Source organism: Klebsiella sp. BIGb0407 (assembly GCF_024807845.1).
GTDB lineage: Bacteria > Pseudomonadota > Gammaproteobacteria > Enterobacterales > Enterobacteriaceae > JGM124.
Genome location: NZ_JANUEQ010000005.1, coordinates 322,442 through 342,519, shown reverse-complemented (window position 1 = coordinate 342,519; position 20,078 = coordinate 322,442). Strand labels below are relative to the sequence as shown.

The following is a 20,078-nucleotide window of genomic DNA, read 5'->3' as shown; positions in this document are numbered from 1 at the left end:
GCTGCAAGACGAACCTTCCCCTTTTCAGGGGAAGGTGTGAGCCAGAACCCTTAAACAGCCGGCAAATCGAATAACAGAATTTCGCTTTCGTCATTCGCTTCGATGGCAATAACCTGCTCGTCCCAGACCGCAACGGCGTCGCTGGTTTTAGCCTGGGTACCATTCACCACCACATCGCCCTTCACTACCTGAATCCAGATTTTACGACCCGGAGCGATGGAATAGACCGCCTGCTCATTTTTTTCCAGTGGCCAACGGGAAAGCTCCATATCCTGATAAACCTTAAGCGAGCCTTCTCTGGCATCTGGCGAGAGCACCAGCTGACGTCCGGTTGCTGCATCAAAACGGCGCTGTTCATAACGCGGCGTGATGCCATTGGTTTCTGGAATGATCCAAATCTGATACAGGTGCAAAGGTTCTGTCTGGCTGGCGTTATATTCAGAGTGCTTAACACCGGTTCCGGCGCTCATTATCTGAAATTCGCCAGCAGGAATTTGCTCCTTGTTGCCCATGCTATCCTTATGCTCAACGGTCCCCTTAAGCACATAGGTCAGGATTTCCATATCTTTATGGGGATGGGTTCCAAACCCCTGCCCGGCATCAATCACATCTTCATTAATCACGCGCAGTGCTGAGAAGCCCATAAAATTAGCATCATGGTAGCTTGCGAATGAAAAGGTATGCCAGCTATCCAGCCAACCGTGGTTTGCATGTCCGCGTTCTTGAGCCTGTCGTAAGTAAATCATGTTGTGAACTCCTGAAATCTCTTTGATGGCTTAAGTGTGGACTGGTTTAACTGACAATCATAGAGGGGGAAAACTGACGCCTATAGTCAAAAAAACTGAACAGCAATGCTCTGCTATTAACTCAGGGTAACGACCGATGGGGAGCTATGCTCAAAGCCCCGTTCCAGTAGTTCCATATTGGTGAGAACATCAGTTTCACTGACGTAATTGGCTGCTCCGTGCAATAAGGTCTGATACAAGGCGTCATAGACTCGGCCATAATCGCCTGACTCTGCTTGCCAGGTTTCACGTACGCTTTCACCGGCATCATTGATATATTCAAGCTGAGCCACACTGTCATCGGCAGCAAAACCCGGCTCCCCAGGCATAATCCAGGCCTTCAGGCTGGTTTCTTGCTGATCGATACCGTATTTCACAAACGAGCCTCTGGTGCCGTGAACGATAAACTTCGGGTAGGCTATTTTGACTAAGCAGCTGGTTTTCACTACCGCTTTCATATCGCCATAAAACAGCTGAGCTTCAAAGGTATCGTCGGGATTCAGCGGATTACGTACCGAGCGAATATCGTAGGCCACACAATCTGGGCGACCAAGCAGGGAAATCATCTGATCCAGGGTATGGACACCTAAGCCATAAAACGCCCCATCAACAGAGGTACCCGGCTGGGTCAGCGCGTCAGGTCGGTACATATCAAAATGGCTCTCAATCTCAACCACTCTGCCAAGCTTGCCGCTAGTGATGGCTTTTTTCATAGTCAGGAAGCAGGAGTCAAAACGCCGGTTCTGATAAGGGGTAACGATAAGTCCTTTCTGTTTCGCTAACGCAAACAGCTCACGGGCTTGTGCCAGAGTGGGCGTGAAGGGTTTTTCTACCAGTACATTTTTACCGGCTTCCAGCGCTTTTTTAGCATACTCAAAATGGCTATCAACATGGGTACAGACCACTACCAGCTTAACCTGCGGATCGTCGAAAATATCGTCCAGCTGGCTGGTGAAGTGAATATGCGCATACTGGGGCTGCTGCTCAAGCTCCGGCTTTTCATGGCGGCGAAAAATATGGGCAACGTGCAGTTTATCTTTACGCACCAGGACAAAGGGCAGATGGTAACGCGTCGTGCTTTTACCAAAACCAATAAAGGCGACCTGTAGGGTCATGGGATTCTCCTTGTAAAGAGGGCTCCCTTCACCTTACTGTATTTCTTCATCGGTTTTTAGTGCTAAGAATAGCTTCTGTGAAGCTAAAGTCAGGTGGGATAAAAATGGATGATTTGCTGAATAACAGGCAAAAAAAAAGCCAGCACCCGGCTGGCTAAAGTAATACTGGAAGCAATGTGAGCAATGTCGTGCTTTCAGGTTGTCTCCGTAGGGGTCTCCCCTGAACGCATGGCAATAATAATCATTATCATTCGCACTTGTAAAGCACTATTTGAAAAATAATGTCCATTGCTTTTGTGTTTAAAGTCACTGATGTTAAAACGGTTTTTTGTAACTCATTGAGGTAAAAAGGAATGAAACAGGTTGTGGTACGTCACGCTGAAAATTACGATGCTGAAGCTTTACATGAGATTTATTCTCAACCCGCACTTTATCGTGACACACTCCAGCTACCTCACCCCACACTAAAAAAGTGGCAGACACGAACAACTGACTTACCCGCGGGCCATTACTCTCTGGTGGCCTGTATCGAAGATAAAGTCGTGGGTCAGCTAACGCTGATGGTCGAACCTTCACCGAGACGAAGTCATGTCGCTACCTTTGGTATGGGAGTCAGTGAAAACCATCAAGGCCAAGGGGTGGCTTCGGCATTAATGCAAGAGATGGTCAACCTTTGTGATAACTGGCTGCGAGTCGAGCGTATTGAACTGACAGTCTTTACCGACAATGCTGCCGCTCTGGCACTGTACCGTAAATTTGGTTTTGAGGTGGAAGGTACCGGAAAGCGCTTTGCCTTTCGCGACGGCCAGTATGTTGATGCCTATTTTATGGCGCGTTTCAGAGCCGAATAATCGCGTATACTGTCAGAACCTCTGCCATAAGGAGCTAGCGATGAAAAAATTACTGTTACTGGTACTGCTGCTGCCCTTAGGTAGTCAGGCTCAGGCACCTAATACACTCAATAATCCTAACTTGCCGGGTTATCAGAACCCATCTCAGCAGCGGCTACAGACCCAGATGCAAGCTCAGCAGCAGCAACAGCAAAAGACCCTGAATCAACAGATTCAGAGTCAAAGTTTGCAGCAGCAACAGCAGCTCAATAACAGCCTCAATACGCAGAGACAGCGCGTTCTGGAATCACAGCCGGGTATCAGAAAAGCGCCGCCGAAGAACAACGAGCGCGAGAAACTGGGGAGTCAGCCTTAAAACTTAACGCCAGTCTCGGAAGTGAGCTGGCGTTAAAACATCAGCTTAAACTAACAGCGCATCGGTGGCAGAAAAGTTCGGGCCAATCTGGTCGATACGATCCGTACAAATCGCATCAACGCCCCACAGCAACAACTGTGCCGCACGTGCAGGTGAATTAACGGTATACACCAGAATATGCAAGCCAGCGGCCTTCAGCATCGCCACACGCGTTTCATCGAGCAATTTGTGGTTCAGGTGAATGGAAACACAGCCAAGCCTTGTGGTGAGTTCCAGCCAGTCTTCACGCCAGCTGTCCAGTAACAGCCCTCTCGGGAGTTCCGGAGCCGCCTGCTGAGCGGCCTCAAGGGCCTCGATAGCAAAAGAGGACAGTAGCGGTGCAGTTTGCCCATGCCACAATTCACGCGCGGCCAAAGCCACGGCGGTACCGGTTTCACTTTCCAGTCCGGTAGTGGGTTTTATTTCGATATTGGCCATCATCCCATGCTGCCGACAACGCCCGGCAACCTGCGATAACAGCGGTAAAGGCTCACCCGTAAACTCACCGCTAAACCAGCTACCAGCATCGACATTGACTAACTGATCCCAGCGTAAATCACCGGCGACACCCCAGCCATTGCTGGTACGTTCGAGGGTATCGTCATGCAGCAGGAAAATTTGCCCGTCCTGAGAAAGTTTGGCATCAAACTCAATCATGGTGTGGCCGTAATGCGCGCCGATATCTATGGCTGCTAAGGTATTTTCAGGTGCCAGTTTGCCGCCGCCACGATGGGCGACTATTTTCGGATAAGGCCAGTGACTCATAGACGGTGTCCGGTTTTAGCATCAAAGAAGTGCAGATGTTCTTCTGGGATATGCAGCCATAACTTGCTGCCCGGCTCAGGACGCAGTTTGTGATCCAGGCGAACTATCACTTTCTGCTGACCAAAGCGTCCATGTACCAGATTATCTGCGCCAAGGATCTCCAGCGTTTCCGTAACCAGTGGAACACCGCCTTCGGCCTCAGAGCTTAACTCAATATGCTCAGGGCGAATACCCAGGGTAATCGTTTTTCCTGCCAGCGCTAAATGGGTGCTGCCCAGCGGGATAGCACCGCCGCCTTCCGGCTCGAAACACTGACCATCAACGCTCACCTTGCCTTCCAGCAGGTTCATCGCTGGCGAGCCGATAAAGCTGGCAACAAAACGGGTTGCCGGACGCTCATAGACTTCCACTGGCGTGCCAATCTGCTCGGCAATGCCTTTGTTCATCACCATTACGCGCTGCGCCAGCGTCATCGCTTCAACCTGGTCATGCGTAACATAGAGGCTGGTGGTTTTCAGACGACGGTGCAGCTGCTGTAGTTCCAGACGCATCTGTACGCGTAATTTGGCATCAAGGTTTGACAGTGGCTCATCAAATAAAAACAGTTCCGGAGAGCGTACAATCGCCCTTCCCATTGCCACACGCTGACGCTGGCCGCCTGAAAGCTCACGGGGACGACGGGTGAGAAAATTATCCAGCTCCAGAATACGTGCGGCTTCCAGTACCTTCTGGCGAATTTGCTCTTTCCCCATGCCACGAATTTTCAGGCCCCAGGCCATATTCTCTTCAACTGTCATATGCGGATATAACGCATAGTTCTGGAATACCATGGCGATACCACGCTCTTTGGGTTCCATTTCGGTCACACGCTTATTATCAATCCAGATATCGCCGCTGGTCACTCGCTCCAGCCCGGCAACCATCCGTAATAAGGTGGATTTTCCACAGCCTGATGGCCCTACCATGACAATAAACTCACCGTCAGCAACATCAACGGTTAAGGGCTGAATAACCTGCGTTTTGCCATCCCAGCTTTTTGTGACTGCCTGTAGCTTTAATCCTGCCATCTGTTATTTCTCACTCTCAACTAGTCCGCGTACAAACGCACGCTGCATCACTAAAACAACCAATACGGGCGGAATAAGGGTAAGTAGCATTGCGGCCATAACCTGATTCCACTGGGTTGAACCTTCGCCGCTGGATATCATGCCTTTGATACCCGCAACCGCAGTGCCAAGAGAGGCATCGCTAATAATCAACAACGGCCAGAGATACTGATTCCAGCCGTAGATAAAAGTGATAACAAACAGCGCTGCGAGGTTGGTTTTTGATAATGGCAGCACAATGTCGACAAAAAAGCGCATAGGTGAAGCGCCATCAATACGCGCAGCTTCGATAAGCTCGTCAGGTAACGTCATAAAGAACTGACGAAACAGGAAGGTTGCGGTGGCCGATGCCATCAGTGGCAGAGTTAAACCGGCATAGCTATCAATCATATTCAGATTGGCTACCACATCGACGGTCGGGAAAATACGCACTTCTACCGGCAGCATCAGAGTGATGAAAATCATCCAGAAAAATAGCGTACGAAACGGGAAACGGAACCAGACAATGGCAAAGGCGGAAAGAATCGAAACGGTGATTTTGCCAAAGGTAATCGCCAGCGCCATAAAGGCACTGTTAAACAGCATCAGGCCAAAGGGTGCACTGTTACTCGACACACCCTGATTCCAGATAAGGCTGATATTTTCCCACAGGTGAGAGCCGGGGATAAGCGTCATCGGCGTCTGGTAAATGGCTTCGTTATCCAGCGTTGCCGCGACAAATGCAACATATAACGGAAATAAAATCACGATGACAGCCAGTGCCAGCATGGAATGGCTGAACCATGTCAGACCACGGTTATTCTCAATCATTGGTAGCGTACCTTGCGTTCCACGAAGCGAAATTGAACCACTGTCAGGATAATGACCAGGAACATCAGCACGACGGATTGTGCTGCCGATGAAGACAGGTCGAGCCCGGCAAAACCTTCGCGGTAAATTTTATAAATCAGCGTCGTGGTTGCCTGCATTGGCCCACCCCCTGTCGCGGCGTCAATGACCGGGAAGGTATCGAAGAAGGCATACACCAGGTTCACCACCAGCAGGAAGAAACTCACTGGCGCAATCAGCGGTAGTGAAATCTTGAAGAATCGGCGTACAGGCCCGGCACCGTCAATCGCCGCAGCTTCAACCAGTGAGCGAGGAATCGATTGCAATGCGGCGAAGAAAAACAGGAAGTTATAGCTGATTTGCTTCCACACCGAAGCAAATACCACCAGGAACATCGCCTGGCCACTGTTACGGGCGTGGTTCCACTCGTAACCAAAATAATCCAGCGCGTGAGTGATTAAGCCCCGTCCGGGACTGAATAAAAACATCCAGAGTACCGCAGCTATTGCCGGGGCAATCGCGTAGGGCAGTAACAGCAGAGTTTGATAGAAGCGACTGCCGCGTATCACATAGTCAACCAGAGCGGCTAAAAACAGCGAGATCAGCATACCGCAGCCCGCCACCAGGCTACTGAAAACTATCGTGGTGTAAAAGGAGTCCAGATAGTAGCTATTACTGAACAGCTGTCTGAAGTTTTCCAGGCCGACAAAAGTACTCGAAATCCCGAAGGGATCGGTGCTTTGCAGTGAGTACCATAGCGCTTCGCCAGCAGGCCAGATAAAGAAGATGACGGTAATGGCCAGTTGTGGGAGAACCAAAGCATAGGGCAGCCAGCTGGAGCGAAATACCGGACGAGATGATGACATAGCGTTACTCTTTTGCACGTATTCGGGGAATGATGCTGATATCCATTCGCCTGATGACTGAGTCACTCTGCGGTAAAAACAGAGAGGATAAACGGCTGTTACGCCGTTTATCCTGGGGGAGACTCTTTATTTTTTATGACTTAGTTGACTGCTCAAAGCGGCGCAGCAGTTGGTTACCACGTTCTACGCTGGTGTCCAGTGCTTGCTGTGGCGTCTTTTTACCACTCCAGACAGATTCCAGCTCTTCGTCGACCACGGTACGGATTTGTGGCATGTTGCCCAAACGCAAGCCTTTAGTGTAAGCCAAAGGCGGTTTATTCAGCATCTGACGGGTAGCAATATCAGCGCCAGGGTTCTTGTCATAGAAGCCCTCTTTTTTGGTCAGGTCATAAGCAGCGGTGGTGATCGGCAGGTAACCGGTTTTCTGGTGCCATTCAGCAGCATTTTCAGGCTCAGCCAGGAACTCGAGGAATTCAGCAACGCCCTTGTAAGTACCCGGATCTTTACCGTCCATCACCCACAGGCTGGCACCGCCGATAATGGCATTCTGTGGCGCATTTTTATTGTCGGCATCGTAAGGCAGCATACCTACGCCATAATTAAACTTCGCATACTGGCGAATGTCGGCCAGTGAACCGGAAGAAGCGGTCGTGATAGCACAGTCACCGCTGTAGAATTTTTCAGTAGACTCATCTTTACGGCCGAAGTAGCTGAAATCGCCCTTCTTGTTCATATCTTGCAACAGCTGAATATGTTTGACCTGCTCTGGGGCATTGAACACCAGAACTGCATCAGTACCATCGAAACCGTTATTTTTAGTCGCGACCGGCAGGCCATTCCATGCGCTAAAGTTTTCCAGCTGAATCCAACCCTGCCAGCCGCTGGCGTAACCGCACTTCATACCTGATGCGCGTAATTTCGCACTGTAGTCAGCCAATTCCTGCCAGGTTTTTGGTGGTTTTTCAGGATCGAGACCCGCTTTTTTAAACGCATCTTTGTTGTAGTACAGCACCGGGGTTGAGCTGTTAAACGGCTGGGACAGTAAGTGCCCGGTTTTGGAATCGGTGTAGTAGCCTGATACGGTCGGAACAAACTGTGACTCATCAAAAACAATGCCTGCGTCTTTGAACACTTCATACACTGGCTTGATAGCTTTCGATGCCATCATCGTTGCGGTTCCGACTTCATAAACTTGCAGCAGCGCAGGTGCATTACCGGTACGGTACGCTGCAATTCCTGCTGCCAGGTTCTGCTCGTAGTTACCTTTGTAAACCGGCACGATTTTGTAGTCTGGATGGGTTTCGTTAAAACGCGTCGCCAGAGCATCGACTTCCTTGCCCAGTTGCCCGTCCATAGAATGCCAAAAAGGAATAGATGTAACTGCCATCGCCTGGCTGGTCAGTGCCAGACCCAGCGTCAGCCCTAAAGCGGTGTGTCGTAACAGTGTCATTCAGATTCACTCTCTTAAATTGTGCCGGATGCGCGAAATCACGCGTTTTATGCTCGAGAGTTAACATGACATAGTTGAATGACAGAAATATGCCGTTTACATCACGGAAATATTGCAGCTATGTTGCGATAACATTTCAATGTGTATCTAAACAATATTTAACACCTAATAATTGAATTATATCAAGATAATATAGCGAGAAAGGTAACAACACAGGATAACGGCGCGGGATAACGGTATTGTGAGAGGTTTATTCCGTAAAAAAATATCAATAATGACAGTTTATAGATAAGGCAGGCATACCTGATACAAAATATCATGCTGCCTGCCTGGAGAATCAGCAGGAATTATCCTCCGAGATAAGCACTACGAACAGCTTCGTTAGCGAGCAGAGCATCACCCGTGTCTTCGAGCACTACGTGACCATTTTCCAGCACGTAACCACGATCGGCCAGTTTCAGGGCCTGATTGGCGTTTTGCTCAACCAGGAAGATTGTCATCCCTTCGCTGCGTAACTGTTCAATGGTATCGAAGATTTGCTGAATAATAATCGGTGCCAGTCCCAGAGAAGGCTCGTCAAGCAGCAGCAAGCGCGGCTGGCTCATCAATGCCCGGCCAATCGCCAGCATTTGCTGTTCTCCGCCAGACATGGTTCCGGCGCGCTGAATACGGCGTTCATGCAAACGAGGAAACAGCTTGTAGATACCCTCAACGCGCTCATGAAACAGGTCACGTTCCACGAAGAAGCCACCCATTGCCAGGTTCTCTTCCACTGTCATACGCGAAAATACACGACGCCCTTCCGGAACAATCGCCACCGCTTCACGCATAATACGTGCGGTTTGCCAGTCAGTAATGTCTTTACCATCAAACGTAATACGACCGCTTGAAGCTCGTGGGTCGCCGCAGAGCGAGCCCAGCAGAGTGGTTTTACCCGCTCCGTTAGCGCCGATCAAGGTAACGATTTCACCTTGTTTAATATGCAGGCTGACGTCGTGCAGTGCCTGGATCTTTCCATAGTGGGTACTTACCTTGTCAAACGACAAAATTACATTTTCCATCTCAGGCCTCACCCCTATGCTTCACCCAAATAGGCACGGATAACATCAGGGTTATTGCGGATTTGCTCCGGCGTGCCGTTAGCTAACGGCGTTCCCTGATTCACTACGTAGATACGGTCAGATATTCCCATAACCAGTTTCATATCATGCTCAATCAGCAACACCGAGGTATTGTGATGATTACGCAGTTCCATGATTAACTCGTCGAGTTCTTTGGTTTCTTTCGGGTTCAGACCAGCAGCAGGTTCATCCAGCATCAGAATTTCTGGCTGAGTGACCATGCAACGGGCGATTTCCAGACGACGCTGGTCACCATAGGCAAGGTTACTGGCCTGACGGTTAGCCTGATCTAACAGGCCAATACGATCCAGCCAGTCAGCAGCACGTTCCAGCGCTTCTGACTGAGCACGACGAAAACCCGGGGTTTGCAACAGACCGGCGAAAAGCCCGGTTTTCAGCTGCATATGCTGGGCTACCAGCAAGTTTTCAATCACCGTCATTTCACGGAATAAACGAACATGCTGGAAAGTTCTGACGACGCCGAGACGAGCAATTTCCTGACCAGGCAAACCTTCAAGATGTTTATCACGCAGTAAAATCTGACCACCGGTCGGTTTATAAAAACCCGTCAGGCAGTTAAAGACCGTGGTTTTACCGGCACCATTCGGGCCAATAAGAGAAACGATTTCACCGGCATTAAGCTCAAGCGACACATTGTTAACGGCAAGAAGGCCGCCAAAACGCATCATCAATCCGCTGACGGATAACAATGGCTGACTCATGCCTGCTCTCCTTTCACATCGCTGGTTTTAAGCTTCAGGTGCGGACGATTCATCGGTAACAGTCCCTGTGGACGCCAAATCATCATCAGTACCATCAATCCACCCAGTACCAGCATGCTGTATTCATTCAAGTCACGCATCATTTCACGCGATACCACCAGCAAGACAGCGGCCAGAATAACCGCAAACTGTGATCCCATGCCGCCTAATACCACAATCGCCAGTACAAAAGCGGACTCGGCAAAGGTAAAGGATTCCGGGCTGACAAAGCCCTGACGCGCAGCAAACAAGGTGCCAGCAAAACCGGCAAAGGCCGCACTAATAGTAAAGGCGGTCAGTTTAATACGACGCGGACTTAAACCGAGAGAACGACAGGCAATTTCATCTTCACGCAGCGCTTCCCAGGCACGGCCCAGAGGCATACGCAGCAGACGGTTGATAACAAACAGCGTAATAACCACCAGCAACAGGGCCACTAAGTAGAGGAATACCACTCTATGACTTGGGTCATAACTGATATTGAAGAAATTACTGAAGGTATCCCAGCCCCCTTCACGTGGGGTACGACTGAACTCCAGACCAAACAGAGTCGGTTTCGGGATCTGGCTGATACCGTTAGGTCCGCCGGTCAGCGCGGTATTATTAAGCAGCAGAATACGGACAATTTCCCCAAAGCCTAAGGTGACAATCGCCAGATAGTCCCCTCGCAGACGCAGTACCGGGAAGCCCAGTAAGAAACCCGCTGCGGCCGCCATCAAACCGGCAATCGGCAGACAGGTCCAGAAGCCCAGGCCATAATACTGGTTAAGCATGGCAAAGGTATAAGCGCCGATAGCATAGAAGCCACCGTATCCCAGAACCAGTAAGCCAGACAGACCGACAACCACATTCAGACCCAGTCCGAGAATAATGTAGATCATGGTCATGGTGGCAATATCAATCGATCCGCGCGAAGCCATAAACGGCCAGACAACCGCAATCACCAGCAGTGCCAGCAGGAAGATTTTTTGCTTGGGCGTTGAGCCATCCATTGCCGGTAAGACAAACTTCGGCCCGGTGACTTTTTTCATACCCTTGGTAAATAACGGACGCAGTAACTGGAACACAAAGACGACTGCAGTACCGATCATCACCCATTCCCAGCGCACGCTACTGGCACTGTTCACCACCAGTTTGGTTCCCGAGAGGCTTAACTGCACCCCCATAAATACCGAGGCCAGGATGAAAAACATCACCGCAGAGAGTAGCGAGAAAACAATATGCATCGGTTTCATACTTTCTCAACCTCCGGACGGCCCAGGATACCGGTAGGCATCACCAGCAATACCCCGATAAGCAGCGCAAAGGAAACCACATCTTTGTATTCAGTGCTCAGGTAAGCAGAAGTAAGGGCTTCAGCAATCCCCAGAATCAGACCACCGATCATCGCGCCAGGAATACTACCAATGCCGCCCAATACCGCAGCGGTGAACGCTTTCATACCGGCCATAAAGCCAATATACGGGCTGATAACGCCGTAGAACTGACCCAACAGAACCCCGGCAACTGCAGCCATAGCGGCACCGATAACAAAGGTCAGGGAGATAACGCGGTCAGTATTGATACCCAGCAGGCTCGCCATTTTTAAATCTTCAGCACAGGCACGGCAAGCGCGGCCCATACGGGAGTAGCGAATAAACAGGGTCAAGGCCAGCATGGCGAGGAAAGTGACGACCCAGATAACCAGCTGCATGGTAGTGATAGTGGCGGTGAAGTTTTCACTGGCACCGACAATCCACTGACCATCAAACAAGTTTGGCAGGGCGATATCACGTGAGCCTTCAGTCAGGCTGACGTAGTTTTGTAAGAAGATAGACATCCCGATGGCAGAGATCAGCGCAATCAGACGCTTGGAACTACGAACCGGGCGATAGGCTACCCGTTCTATACTCCAGCCATAGGCACTGGCAATAACGATGGCACCAATAAAGCCTGCCCCGACCAGCATCCAGCCGACATCAATGCCAAGCATCATAAGCGCGGCGATGATCATAAAGGAGACGTAGCTCCCTATCATATACACTTCGCCGTGGGCAAAGTTAATCATACCTATAATGCCGTACACCATCGTATAACCGATGGCTATCAACGCATAGGTACTGCCCAGCGTGACGCCATTAAACATCTGCTGAAGGAAGTAGAGAAACTGCTCGGACATAACATAACCTTTTAATGCCTTCCGGGCAGACCCGGAAGGGAGGGTAACAGGGGATTATTATTATTTTGCCGGGGTAGAAGAACCGTCGGCATGCCACTGGAAGACGCCAAATTCAAATCCCTTCAGATCGCCTTTTTCATCCCAGTTCAGCGGCCCTATTACGGTGTTTGCACCTTTTTCTTTTAAATCTTTCGCGAGATCAACGGGCTCAGTGCTGTCACTACGCTCAAGCGCTTGCGCCAGTGACTGTACCGCGGCATAAGTGATCCAGACATAAGGTCCGCTCGCATCTTTCTTCTCGGCAACGAGCTCATCAACAATAGCTTTATTTGCCGGATCCTGGTCATAGCGTTTTGGCATTGTTACCAGCATGCCTTCACCCGCATCACCGGCAATATTCGACAGAGACGCATTGCCGACCCCTTCTGGCCCCATAAACTGGGTTTTCAGGCCAACGGAACGTGCCTGACGCAGGATCTGCCCCATTTCCGGGTAATAGCCGCCGTAGTAAACAAAATCGACATTTTCTTTTTGCAGGCGGGCTACCAGGGTGGAGAAATCTTTATCACCGGCGGTGATACCGTCAAAAAAGACGATATTGGCATTATTTTTTTTCAGCTCATCACGTACCGAGCGTGCCAGACCTTCGCCGTATTGCTGCTTATCGTGAATAATCCCGATACGCTGCGGCTTAACCTGCTCAAGAATAAATTTTGCCGCCGTTGGTCCCTGAGAGGAGTCCAGGCCGGCAGTACGCATAATGGTCTCATAACCACGTAGCGTCAGTTCCGGGTTGGTCGCGCCTGGCGAGATCATCAGAATGCCTTCATCTTCGTAGATATCCGAAGCGGGCTGGGTTGAAGAGGAACACAGGTGACCAATGACGTACTTCACACCATCGTTAACAATTTTGTTGGCGACAGCAACCGCTTGCTTAGGGTCGCAAGCATCATCATATTCAAGCGCAACCAGTTTGTTCCCTTTGATACCGCCTTTAGCATTAATGTCTTTGATAGCCTGGCGGGCACCATTAAATTCCATGTCGCCCCATTGTGCTACCGGGCCTGACATCGCCCCGACAACAGCCACTTTAATGTCTTCAGCGGTTGCCGCGTGAGACACCGCCAGAGCAATGAATCCGGCCAGTAATGTCTTCGCGTTCATCTTCATTTTTTCTTCCTTCTGGTGCGATTAAAAAACAAACAGCAATATTGTAACCAACACCTGTTTTTATGAATGACATGAAGGAGTTAGCGTAATATTTAACAATATTATCGGCTAAACTCTCTATATTTCATGCGATTAACTGGAGATATTATGCTGTATTCAATCAGAGATAAACAAAAAAAAGCATGTTTTGCAGCATAAAATAGCGATACAAAGCGCCGAACAATCCACTACAGATTGGTAGGTTGTTCTGATATTCAGGCAATACATGATGTTTATCTCTGGATTATGAAGTGAACATAAATTAAACCGCCTCTCCTGGCGTCAGAAAAGATAAAGCGTCTGGGGCGAATAAATTGGGTACACTCGCTATTTACCCTCTTTTCGGTTTGTCCATTTATGAAACTCACTATCATTCGTCTGTTAGCACCCGATGCCCAGGATAAGATTGATCTTGGAAAAATATGGTCTGAAAATGCCGTAACACAGTTAGATCTCAGTGAAAATCAACGTCTCTACGCCGCTAAATTTAATGAACGTCTGTTAGGTGCGGTACAGGTAACCCTGAACAGTACTCAAGGCATATTTACCGCGCTCAGCGTCAGAGAAATAACGCGTCGTCGCGGTGTCGGGCAGTATTTAATCGAAGAAGTTCTGCGTGATAACCCAGAGATAACGCACTGGAAAATAAGTGCTAATGGTATAGAAGACCGCGATGTCATGCAGGCATTTGCAGTGGCTCTCGGCTTTCAGTCACAAGGCCATGACTGGGAAAAATAGCCCTGAGAGGGATTCAGGCCTGTCGCTTAATCGCTCGAGGCCTGAATTATAAGAATATGAAACTCAGTTGCGAACGGGAGTACCCGCAGCTTTGTGACGATAAGCCACATTAGATATCAGTAACAAGGCGCAAGCCGCGCAGCCACTGGCAAACCAGAGATTACTGAGCAGCCCGAAGCTATCAAATAGCTGACCACCCGCCCAGGAACCCAGCCCAATCGAGATATTGAAAACGCCAACATATAATGCGGTGGCTATCTCCAGCATGCGAGATTCTGCTTTCATTACCCAGGTCATAAGCCCCACCGATATCCCGCCGTAGGACAGACCCCATAACAGTAAGACCGCAGCCCCACCAGTTGGGAAGTTTCCGACTGTCAGAAAGAGAACCGGAGTCAATAGCAACCCCAGCGCAATGGTCGCGAGTGTCAATGTGGTTCGCCGCATAGCGACCATACCGGTCAGGAAATTACCGGTCATACCGGCAATGCCATAGCCAAATAACAATACGCCCAGCCACTGCACATCAAATCCGGAGACTGACACCAGTAGGGGACGCACAAAGGTGAAGGCAGCAAAGTGGCCGGATACCAGCAATAGGGTTAACAGCATAGCGATTTGTAATTTACGATTAGCGAGCTGTTCAACGAAATGACGTACTCTGGCGGAACCCTTAACCGGAAGTGAAGGGATAAATAGCAGATGCATTACCAGCACTGCAGCACTGAACAGCGCCATACAGCCGAAGGCCCAGCGCCAGCCAATAAGATCGCCGATTAATGCTCCAAGGGGAACGCCAAGTACTGAGGCAGCTGCAACCCCTCCAAAAATAATTGAGGTAGCTAAACCCACGGCGGCCGGCCGAACCAGTCTGACAGCCAGGCTACTGGCAATTGCCCATATCCCACCGATACAAAAGCCCACCAGTATGCGGGCAACCAACATCCAGCCCCAGCTTGGCGCCAGAGCGGATGCCAGATTAGCCGCCACCAGCAGCCCCAGTAAGGCGCATAAAATACGGCGTCGATCGGTTCCCCCCGATAGCAGTACAACCAGAGGTGAAAAGAATGCGGCCAGTAATGCAGGAAAAGAGACCATCAGGCCCGCAGTTCCTGAAGTAATATTCAGTTCTTCAGCAATCGGAGTTAACAAACCGACAGGAAGCAGTTCCGTCGTGACAACGGAAAAGATAGCCAGCCCGACAGCACTCACCGCCAGCCAGGAATGCCGCACCACCGTTTCTGTCGCCGCGGATGGGGATGTACTCATGGATTAGACCCTTGCAATGAAAAATATGTTAAAAAGAGCAATACCCTGGCCAGGTTCTGGGTTGAACACCCTCATACCCTGGCTAACCGATGTTTATCAGACCCAACAGGGTCAAATACATACATCTCGTATCAATAAAATCATAGTATAGATACACTGTGTATGTAAACCGTTTATCTGTCTGTAAAAGGAGAAAAGAGATGGTCCGTCGTACCCGAGCCGAGATGGAAGAAACCCGCGCGATATTACTGGCCACTGCTCGTACGTTTTTCAGTGAACGGGGCTACGCTGACACCTCAATGGACGACCTTACTGCACAAGCCGGTTTAACCAGGGGCGCACTCTACCACCATTTTGGTGACAAAAAGGGTCTGTTAGTAGCAGTCGTCGAACAGATCGATGCCGAAACAGATGAGCGGCTACAGGCGGCTTTTGACAGTGCGGAAAATCCCTGGGATGGTTTTCGTCATCGCTGCCATGCCTACCTGGAAATGGCACTGGAGCCGGAGATTCAGCGTATTATTCTGCGTGATGCCCGGGCTGTGCTCGGGGGTACCCTGCCAGAGTCCTATCGTTACTGTATGGAGTCGATGCAACAGCGGGTCAGCCATCTTATCCAGCAGGGGGTGATGGTCGATACCAGCCCGCAGGCTCTGGCAGCCTTGATTTACGGCAGTCTGGCAGAGGCGGCATTCTGGATAGCAAACGGTGAAGACGGGAATGAGCGTCTGGCCCAGGCAAAAGATGCGCTGGAGTTACTGCTGCATGGGCTATTGAGAAAGCCTGTTATTGCGGCATAAAAAACTGCACCTGACTCAGCGAATGACTCCGCTTTTGGGGTGCAGTTTTGATTAATTCCGATACGGGAGGAGCCCCGCTTCAGGCGTTGCTCCTCCAGATTCCGCTATTATTTTGCGTCAGAAGAAGTGCCGTCAGCATTCCAGGTAAAGACACCGAACTCAAAGCCTTTCAGGTCGCCTTTGTCATCCCAGGAAAGTGGGCCCATCACGGTTTCAACGGTTGCACCTTTCAGGTAGTTTGCCATTTCAGCCGGGTCAGACGTCTTGTTCAGACCATCAGCCAGAGCCTGTACCGCAGCATAGGTAGTCCAGACGAATGCGCCGCTTGGATCTTGTTTCTTCGCTTTGATAGCTTCTACAATCGGCTGGTTAGCAGGGATCTGGTCATAGTTCTTTGGTTTAGTCACCAGTAAACCTTCCGCAGACTCACCGGCAATGTTAGACAGGGAAACGTTAGCTACCCCTTCAGGTCCCATAAACTGGGTTTTCAGGCCTGCAGCACGAGCCTGGCGCAGAATTTGTCCCATTTCCGGGTGATAGCCACCGTAGTACACGAAATCGATATTATCTTTCTTCAGACGAGCAACCAGAGTGGAGAAGTCTTTCTCACCCGCAGTTACGCCATCAAAGAACACGATATTGCCGCCGCCCGCTTTCAGACCATCCTGAACCGCACGCGCCAGGCCTTCACCGTATTGCTGCTTATCGTGAATAATCGCGATGCGCTGTGGCTTCACTTTATCAAGAATATATTTAGCCGCCGTTGGCCCCTGGTCTGAATCCAGGCCAGTGGTACGTAATACCAGCTTATAACCACGCGCCGTCAGCTCTGGCGCAGTTGCCGCAGGCGTTATCATAATAATGCCTTCGTCTTCATAGATATCAGACGCTGGCTGAGTAGAAGAAGAGCACAGGTGGCCGATAACGTACTTAACGCCGTCGTTAACCACTTTGTTTGCTACCGCTACCGCTTGTTTCGGGTCACAGGCATCATCGTACTTAGTGATAACCAGCTTATCGCCTTTGATACCACCTTTAGCATTAATATCCGCTACCGCCTGCTCTGCACCGGTAAACTCCTGGTCGCCATACTGGGCAACCGGGCCAGACATCGCCCCAACCACTGCCACTTTAATATCTTTCGCTAATGCGACGTTGCTCATGGCCAGTGCAATACAACCTGCCAGTAAGGCTTTGCCCGTCATCTTCATCCTGAGAGTCCCCATGTTGTTGTGAGTCATATTTTTATGTTGTGTGTTCAGCACGTTTTTTAATCAATCTTATTAGGTAGAATGGCACATGTGCTGTTGCAGCATTCTCTGCTAAAAAACATACCTGATTTTGCGATTTATGGAATAACAATTTTGTCACACGGCAAAGTTTGTCCGGAAAAAATACTAAAAAGCGGCTATAGCGCAAGGTGAATGGCGACATAAGTCACAGGAAAAAGATTTTTGATAGAAATAGCGATATGAAACGTTAAGTTTTCACTCTGACGAAGTGAAACGCCGGGCAGTTTTCTTCCTATTATCCAGATTATGCCGTCATATCAAGAAGAGACTTTAGCTATGCGAGTTCATCACACTAGCAGCACGCCAAAGCTGTATCGCAGCGTTAATACCACGACACGGCATCATTCGAATCATCCGGGTGCTGAGTATCGCTGGGAGCGCAATAGTAAGAAGCTCCCGTGTGAGCTACTTCCACAGCGTGAATCAATGCATGGAAAACAGAATCGTGGTCGGGATTACACGCCGCTGTTTCACTTTCTGCTCAGGAAAATTGGTCAACTCTGGGATAAAGTATTCAGTGAAGCCAGTGCCCGTCTTGATACTACTGAACCGGTATTCTGGCTGGTCGCGTTGCATGAACACCAGCGTGCAAAGTTAGTCCGTGTTGATGAAAGTAGCTTTTACCCTGGCCTGTTTGTTGATGAAAATAGAATTCTTCGACAGGTCGATCCTGAGATTACAGGGAAAGATGTTGAAGTCACTTGCCGCTGCTGTACACACACCTTCATTGGAATTCCTGTGTAACAAGGTCATAGACCGTTCTGTTTTTTCAGGTTAGCTACCCCAGCGTATAAACATCCCCTGTTACCGGGGTCACTACTGGCGCGGGTAGCCACGCGGCCCCCCATTTACCTGTACAATGACAAGCCATTATTTTATCTGGCTTTTGAGCGATCAGAAATTGTCTTACCTTCCAAAGTTTGTAGGGCGAAGCACAACGCAGATGAAAGCCGCCGACCAGAGCGTGAATATGATTTACCCCGGTGATTTTCTGGCAATAACGCACGATATCGATAAGCCCGCGATGTCCGCAGCCGATAAAGATAACCAGCCCACGGTCAGATTTGTAGATGAGGACACCTTCATCTTTTACATAGTCCACTCCCGCATCTTTCCCACTAATGACACCGTATGATCTGGGTCTGGCTACCGGGATCTCTCCTGACCATATAAATCGCTCCCCGATCTGCAGAGGAGTACTGCTGTACTCCATACGGTGACGCGAGTAATCAATTTCCAGAGATAATTTTTTTATTTTGGCGGTATAACCAGGAAGCCTCACGGCTGAGTGGCGTTCACTGGCTATCTGAGGATGGCATACAATTCGGCTATTATCAGGTAACCACGGAACACCGCCACAGTGGTCATAATGGCCATGTGAGAGTACGGTAGCAGTCAAGCCAGCCAGGTTGATTCCCATCAGTGCAGCGTTGGATAAAAAACTCTCATCGGGCCCCGTATCAAATAAAATGGAATCGTTTTCATCCTGAATGAACAGGCTGAGTCCGGCTTTAGCTAACAGAGAATGATTTGAATGGGAGTCAGACTGGTTTTCCAGCAGAACACTGATAGTTAAAGGCATATTTGCTCTTATACGGGCAAAAAAAATGACCCAAACCCGGCATAGTACCGAACTCAGGTCATCTTTCAGCTGATTGAAGAAATTAGGCTTCGATAGCCAGGCGAAGTTTTTTCATCGCATTTTTTTCAAGCTGACGTACACGTTCTGCCGACACACCATAGCGGTCAGCCAGTTCCTGTAACGTGCTTTTGTTATCTTCATCAAGCCAGCGGGCACGGATGATTTGCTGGCTACGCTCATCAAGCCCCATCATGGCATCAGTCAGTTTATCTGCTGCATGGGAGTCCCAGTTATCATCTTCGATGCCATCGGCAAAGTTAGATGATTTGTCCTGGAGGAACAGCACTGGCGCCATCGGCTGGCTATCTGACTCGTCGTCATTGGACATGTCAAAAGTCATATCCTGCGCCGCCATCCGCGATTCCATTTCACGTACGTCTTTACTGCTTACGCCGAGTTCACTGGCTACCAGTTCAACTTCTTCCTGGTTAAACCAGCCCAGACGTTGCTTATTTTTACGCAGGTTAAAGAACAGCTTACGCTGTGCTTTGGTGGTTGCGACTTTCACGATACGCCAGTTACGCAGGACATATTCGTGAATTTCAGCTTTGATCCAGTGCACTGCAAAGGACACCAGGCGAACACCGACCTCAGGATTAAAGCGACGTACCGCTTTCATCAGCCCGATATTCCCTTCCTGAATCAAATCTGCCTGTGGCAAACCATAACCAGAATAATTACGAGCAATATGAACAACAAAGCGGAGATGTGAAAGGATCAGCCGCTTAGCTGCTTCCAGACTACCCTCGTAATGCAGCTTTTCAGCCAGCTCCTTCTCCTCATCCGCCGTTAACATCGGCCATGAGTTTGCTGCCCGGATATAAGACTCCAGGTTACCAACAGGGGCTAAAGCTAAACTTTGCATTTCTTTGGTCATTCAAACCCTCTCTTAAAGACTTAAACAGATTGCCATGAAAACCGACACCGG

General features: G+C 49.6%; 21 protein-coding genes. 5 read left to right on the top strand and 16 right to left on the bottom strand.

The features are described from left to right. Window positions 1–50: 50 nt before the first annotated feature. Both M2387_RS16810 and M2387_RS16805 read right to left on the bottom strand, forming a co-directional pair. Window positions 51–746 carry a pirin family protein gene (locus M2387_RS16810; RefSeq protein ID WP_259051035.1) on the bottom strand — a complete coding sequence of 232 codons (696 nt, stop codon included), beginning with the start codon at window positions 744–746 and terminating at the stop codon, window positions 51–53. A gap of 116 nt (window positions 747–862) precedes the next feature. Next, window positions 863–1,900, bottom strand: coding sequence for an oxidoreductase (locus M2387_RS16805; RefSeq protein WP_259051034.1), 1,038 nt, complete (start codon window positions 1,898–1,900; stop codon window positions 863–865). A 353-nt stretch (window positions 1,901–2,253) separates the two neighbouring features. Here M2387_RS16805 and M2387_RS16800 point away from each other — a divergent pair, with 353 nt between their 5' ends. Then, window positions 2,254–2,751 (top strand): GNAT family N-acetyltransferase, encoded by a 498-nt coding sequence (locus tag M2387_RS16800; RefSeq protein WP_259051033.1) that lies wholly within the window; start codon window positions 2,254–2,256, stop codon window positions 2,749–2,751. A 40-nt stretch (window positions 2,752–2,791) separates the two neighbouring features. Continuing rightward, the gene (locus tag M2387_RS16795) at window positions 2,792–3,106 is read left to right on the top strand and encodes a DUF2756 domain-containing protein (RefSeq protein WP_259051032.1); all 315 of its coding nucleotides are present in this window, start codon (window positions 2,792–2,794) and stop codon (window positions 3,104–3,106) included. Between the two features lie 45 nt (window positions 3,107–3,151). Here M2387_RS16795 and ugpQ read toward each other — a convergent pair whose 3' ends face one another. The 10 genes from ugpQ to livK form a co-directional block, all read right to left on the bottom strand. After that, the gene (gene ugpQ / locus M2387_RS16790; protein WP_259051031.1) at window positions 3,152–3,910 is read right to left on the bottom strand and encodes a glycerophosphodiester phosphodiesterase; all 759 of its coding nucleotides are present in this window, start codon (window positions 3,908–3,910) and stop codon (window positions 3,152–3,154) included. Beyond that, on the bottom strand, window positions 3,907–4,977 hold the full coding sequence (locus tag M2387_RS16785) for a sn-glycerol-3-phosphate import ATP-binding protein UgpC (protein WP_259051029.1): 1,071 nt from the start codon (window positions 4,975–4,977) through the stop codon (window positions 3,907–3,909). Before M2387_RS16785 ends, ugpQ begins: the two co-directional genes overlap by 4 nt. Window positions 4,978–4,980: 3 nt before the next feature. Beyond that, window positions 4,981–5,826 (bottom strand): sn-glycerol-3-phosphate ABC transporter permease UgpE, encoded by an 846-nt coding sequence (gene ugpE, locus M2387_RS16780; RefSeq protein WP_259051027.1) that lies wholly within the window; start codon window positions 5,824–5,826, stop codon window positions 4,981–4,983. After that, window positions 5,823–6,710: a sn-glycerol-3-phosphate ABC transporter permease UgpA gene (gene ugpA / locus M2387_RS16775; protein WP_259051026.1), complete on the bottom strand. Its 888-nt coding sequence runs from the start codon at window positions 6,708–6,710 to the stop codon at window positions 5,823–5,825. Before ugpA ends, ugpE begins: the two co-directional genes overlap by 4 nt. 133 nt (window positions 6,711–6,843) lie before the next feature. Next, entirely contained in the window at window positions 6,844–8,160 is a 1,317-nt protein-coding gene (ugpB, locus tag M2387_RS16770; protein WP_259051025.1) for a sn-glycerol-3-phosphate ABC transporter substrate-binding protein UgpB, read from the bottom strand. A gap of 347 nt (window positions 8,161–8,507) precedes the next feature. Beyond that, complete coding sequence (gene livF / locus M2387_RS16765; RefSeq protein ID WP_259051024.1) at window positions 8,508–9,221, bottom strand: high-affinity branched-chain amino acid ABC transporter ATP-binding protein LivF; 714 nt, start codon at window positions 9,219–9,221, stop codon at window positions 8,508–8,510. Window positions 9,222–9,235: 14 nt separating this feature from the next. Beyond that, entirely contained in the window at window positions 9,236–10,003 is a 768-nt protein-coding gene (gene livG, locus M2387_RS16760) for a high-affinity branched-chain amino acid ABC transporter ATP-binding protein LivG (RefSeq protein WP_259051023.1), read from the bottom strand. Beyond that, on the bottom strand, window positions 10,000–11,277 hold the full coding sequence (locus M2387_RS16755) for a high-affinity branched-chain amino acid ABC transporter permease LivM (protein ID WP_259051022.1): 1,278 nt from the start codon (window positions 11,275–11,277) through the stop codon (window positions 10,000–10,002). Before M2387_RS16755 ends, livG begins: the two co-directional genes overlap by 4 nt. Next, entirely contained in the window at window positions 11,274–12,200 is a 927-nt protein-coding gene (livH, locus tag M2387_RS16750; protein WP_259051021.1) for a high-affinity branched-chain amino acid ABC transporter permease LivH, read from the bottom strand. The genes M2387_RS16755 and livH overlap by 4 nt, the downstream gene beginning before the upstream one ends. 60 nt (window positions 12,201–12,260) lie before the next feature. After that, window positions 12,261–13,370, bottom strand: coding sequence for a high-affinity branched-chain amino acid ABC transporter substrate-binding protein LivK (livK, locus tag M2387_RS16745; protein ID WP_259051020.1), 1,110 nt, complete (start codon window positions 13,368–13,370; stop codon window positions 12,261–12,263). 396 nt (window positions 13,371–13,766) lie between these two features. On the opposite strand from livK, the gene panM reads away from it, so the two are divergent. Beyond that, complete coding sequence (panM, locus tag M2387_RS16740; RefSeq protein WP_259051019.1) at window positions 13,767–14,147, top strand: aspartate 1-decarboxylase autocleavage activator PanM; 381 nt, start codon at window positions 13,767–13,769, stop codon at window positions 14,145–14,147. 63 nt (window positions 14,148–14,210) lie between these two features. Here panM and M2387_RS16735 read toward each other — a convergent pair whose 3' ends face one another. Continuing rightward, on the bottom strand, window positions 14,211–15,416 hold the full coding sequence (locus M2387_RS16735) for an MFS transporter (protein ID WP_259051018.1): 1,206 nt from the start codon (window positions 15,414–15,416) through the stop codon (window positions 14,211–14,213). Window positions 15,417–15,616: 200 nt separating this feature from the next. Between M2387_RS16735 and M2387_RS16730 the strand changes: the two genes are divergently transcribed. Continuing rightward, complete coding sequence (locus M2387_RS16730) at window positions 15,617–16,216, top strand: TetR/AcrR family transcriptional regulator (protein WP_259051017.1); 600 nt, start codon at window positions 15,617–15,619, stop codon at window positions 16,214–16,216. A gap of 107 nt (window positions 16,217–16,323) precedes the next feature. Here the strand turns inward: M2387_RS16730 and M2387_RS16725 are convergent, their stop codons facing one another. Then, a complete protein-coding gene (locus tag M2387_RS16725) occupies window positions 16,324–17,427 on the bottom strand; it encodes a branched-chain amino acid ABC transporter substrate-binding protein (RefSeq protein WP_259051016.1) in 1,104 nt (367 codons plus the stop codon). Window positions 17,428–17,784: 357 nt separating this feature from the next. Here M2387_RS16725 and M2387_RS16720 point away from each other — a divergent pair, with 357 nt between their 5' ends. After that, a complete protein-coding gene (locus M2387_RS16720; protein ID WP_259051015.1) occupies window positions 17,785–18,252 on the top strand; it encodes a hypothetical protein in 468 nt (155 codons plus the stop codon). A gap of 34 nt (window positions 18,253–18,286) precedes the next feature. On the opposite strand, the gene M2387_RS16715 is transcribed toward M2387_RS16720, so the two are convergent. Then, window positions 18,287–19,090 carry an MBL fold metallo-hydrolase gene (locus M2387_RS16715; RefSeq protein WP_259051014.1) on the bottom strand — a complete coding sequence of 268 codons (804 nt, stop codon included), beginning with the start codon at window positions 19,088–19,090 and terminating at the stop codon, window positions 18,287–18,289. Between the two features lie 82 nt (window positions 19,091–19,172). Next, window positions 19,173–20,027, bottom strand: coding sequence for an RNA polymerase sigma factor RpoH (gene rpoH / locus M2387_RS16710; protein ID WP_259051013.1), 855 nt, complete (start codon window positions 20,025–20,027; stop codon window positions 19,173–19,175). Between the last annotated feature and the right edge of the window lie 51 nt (window positions 20,028–20,078).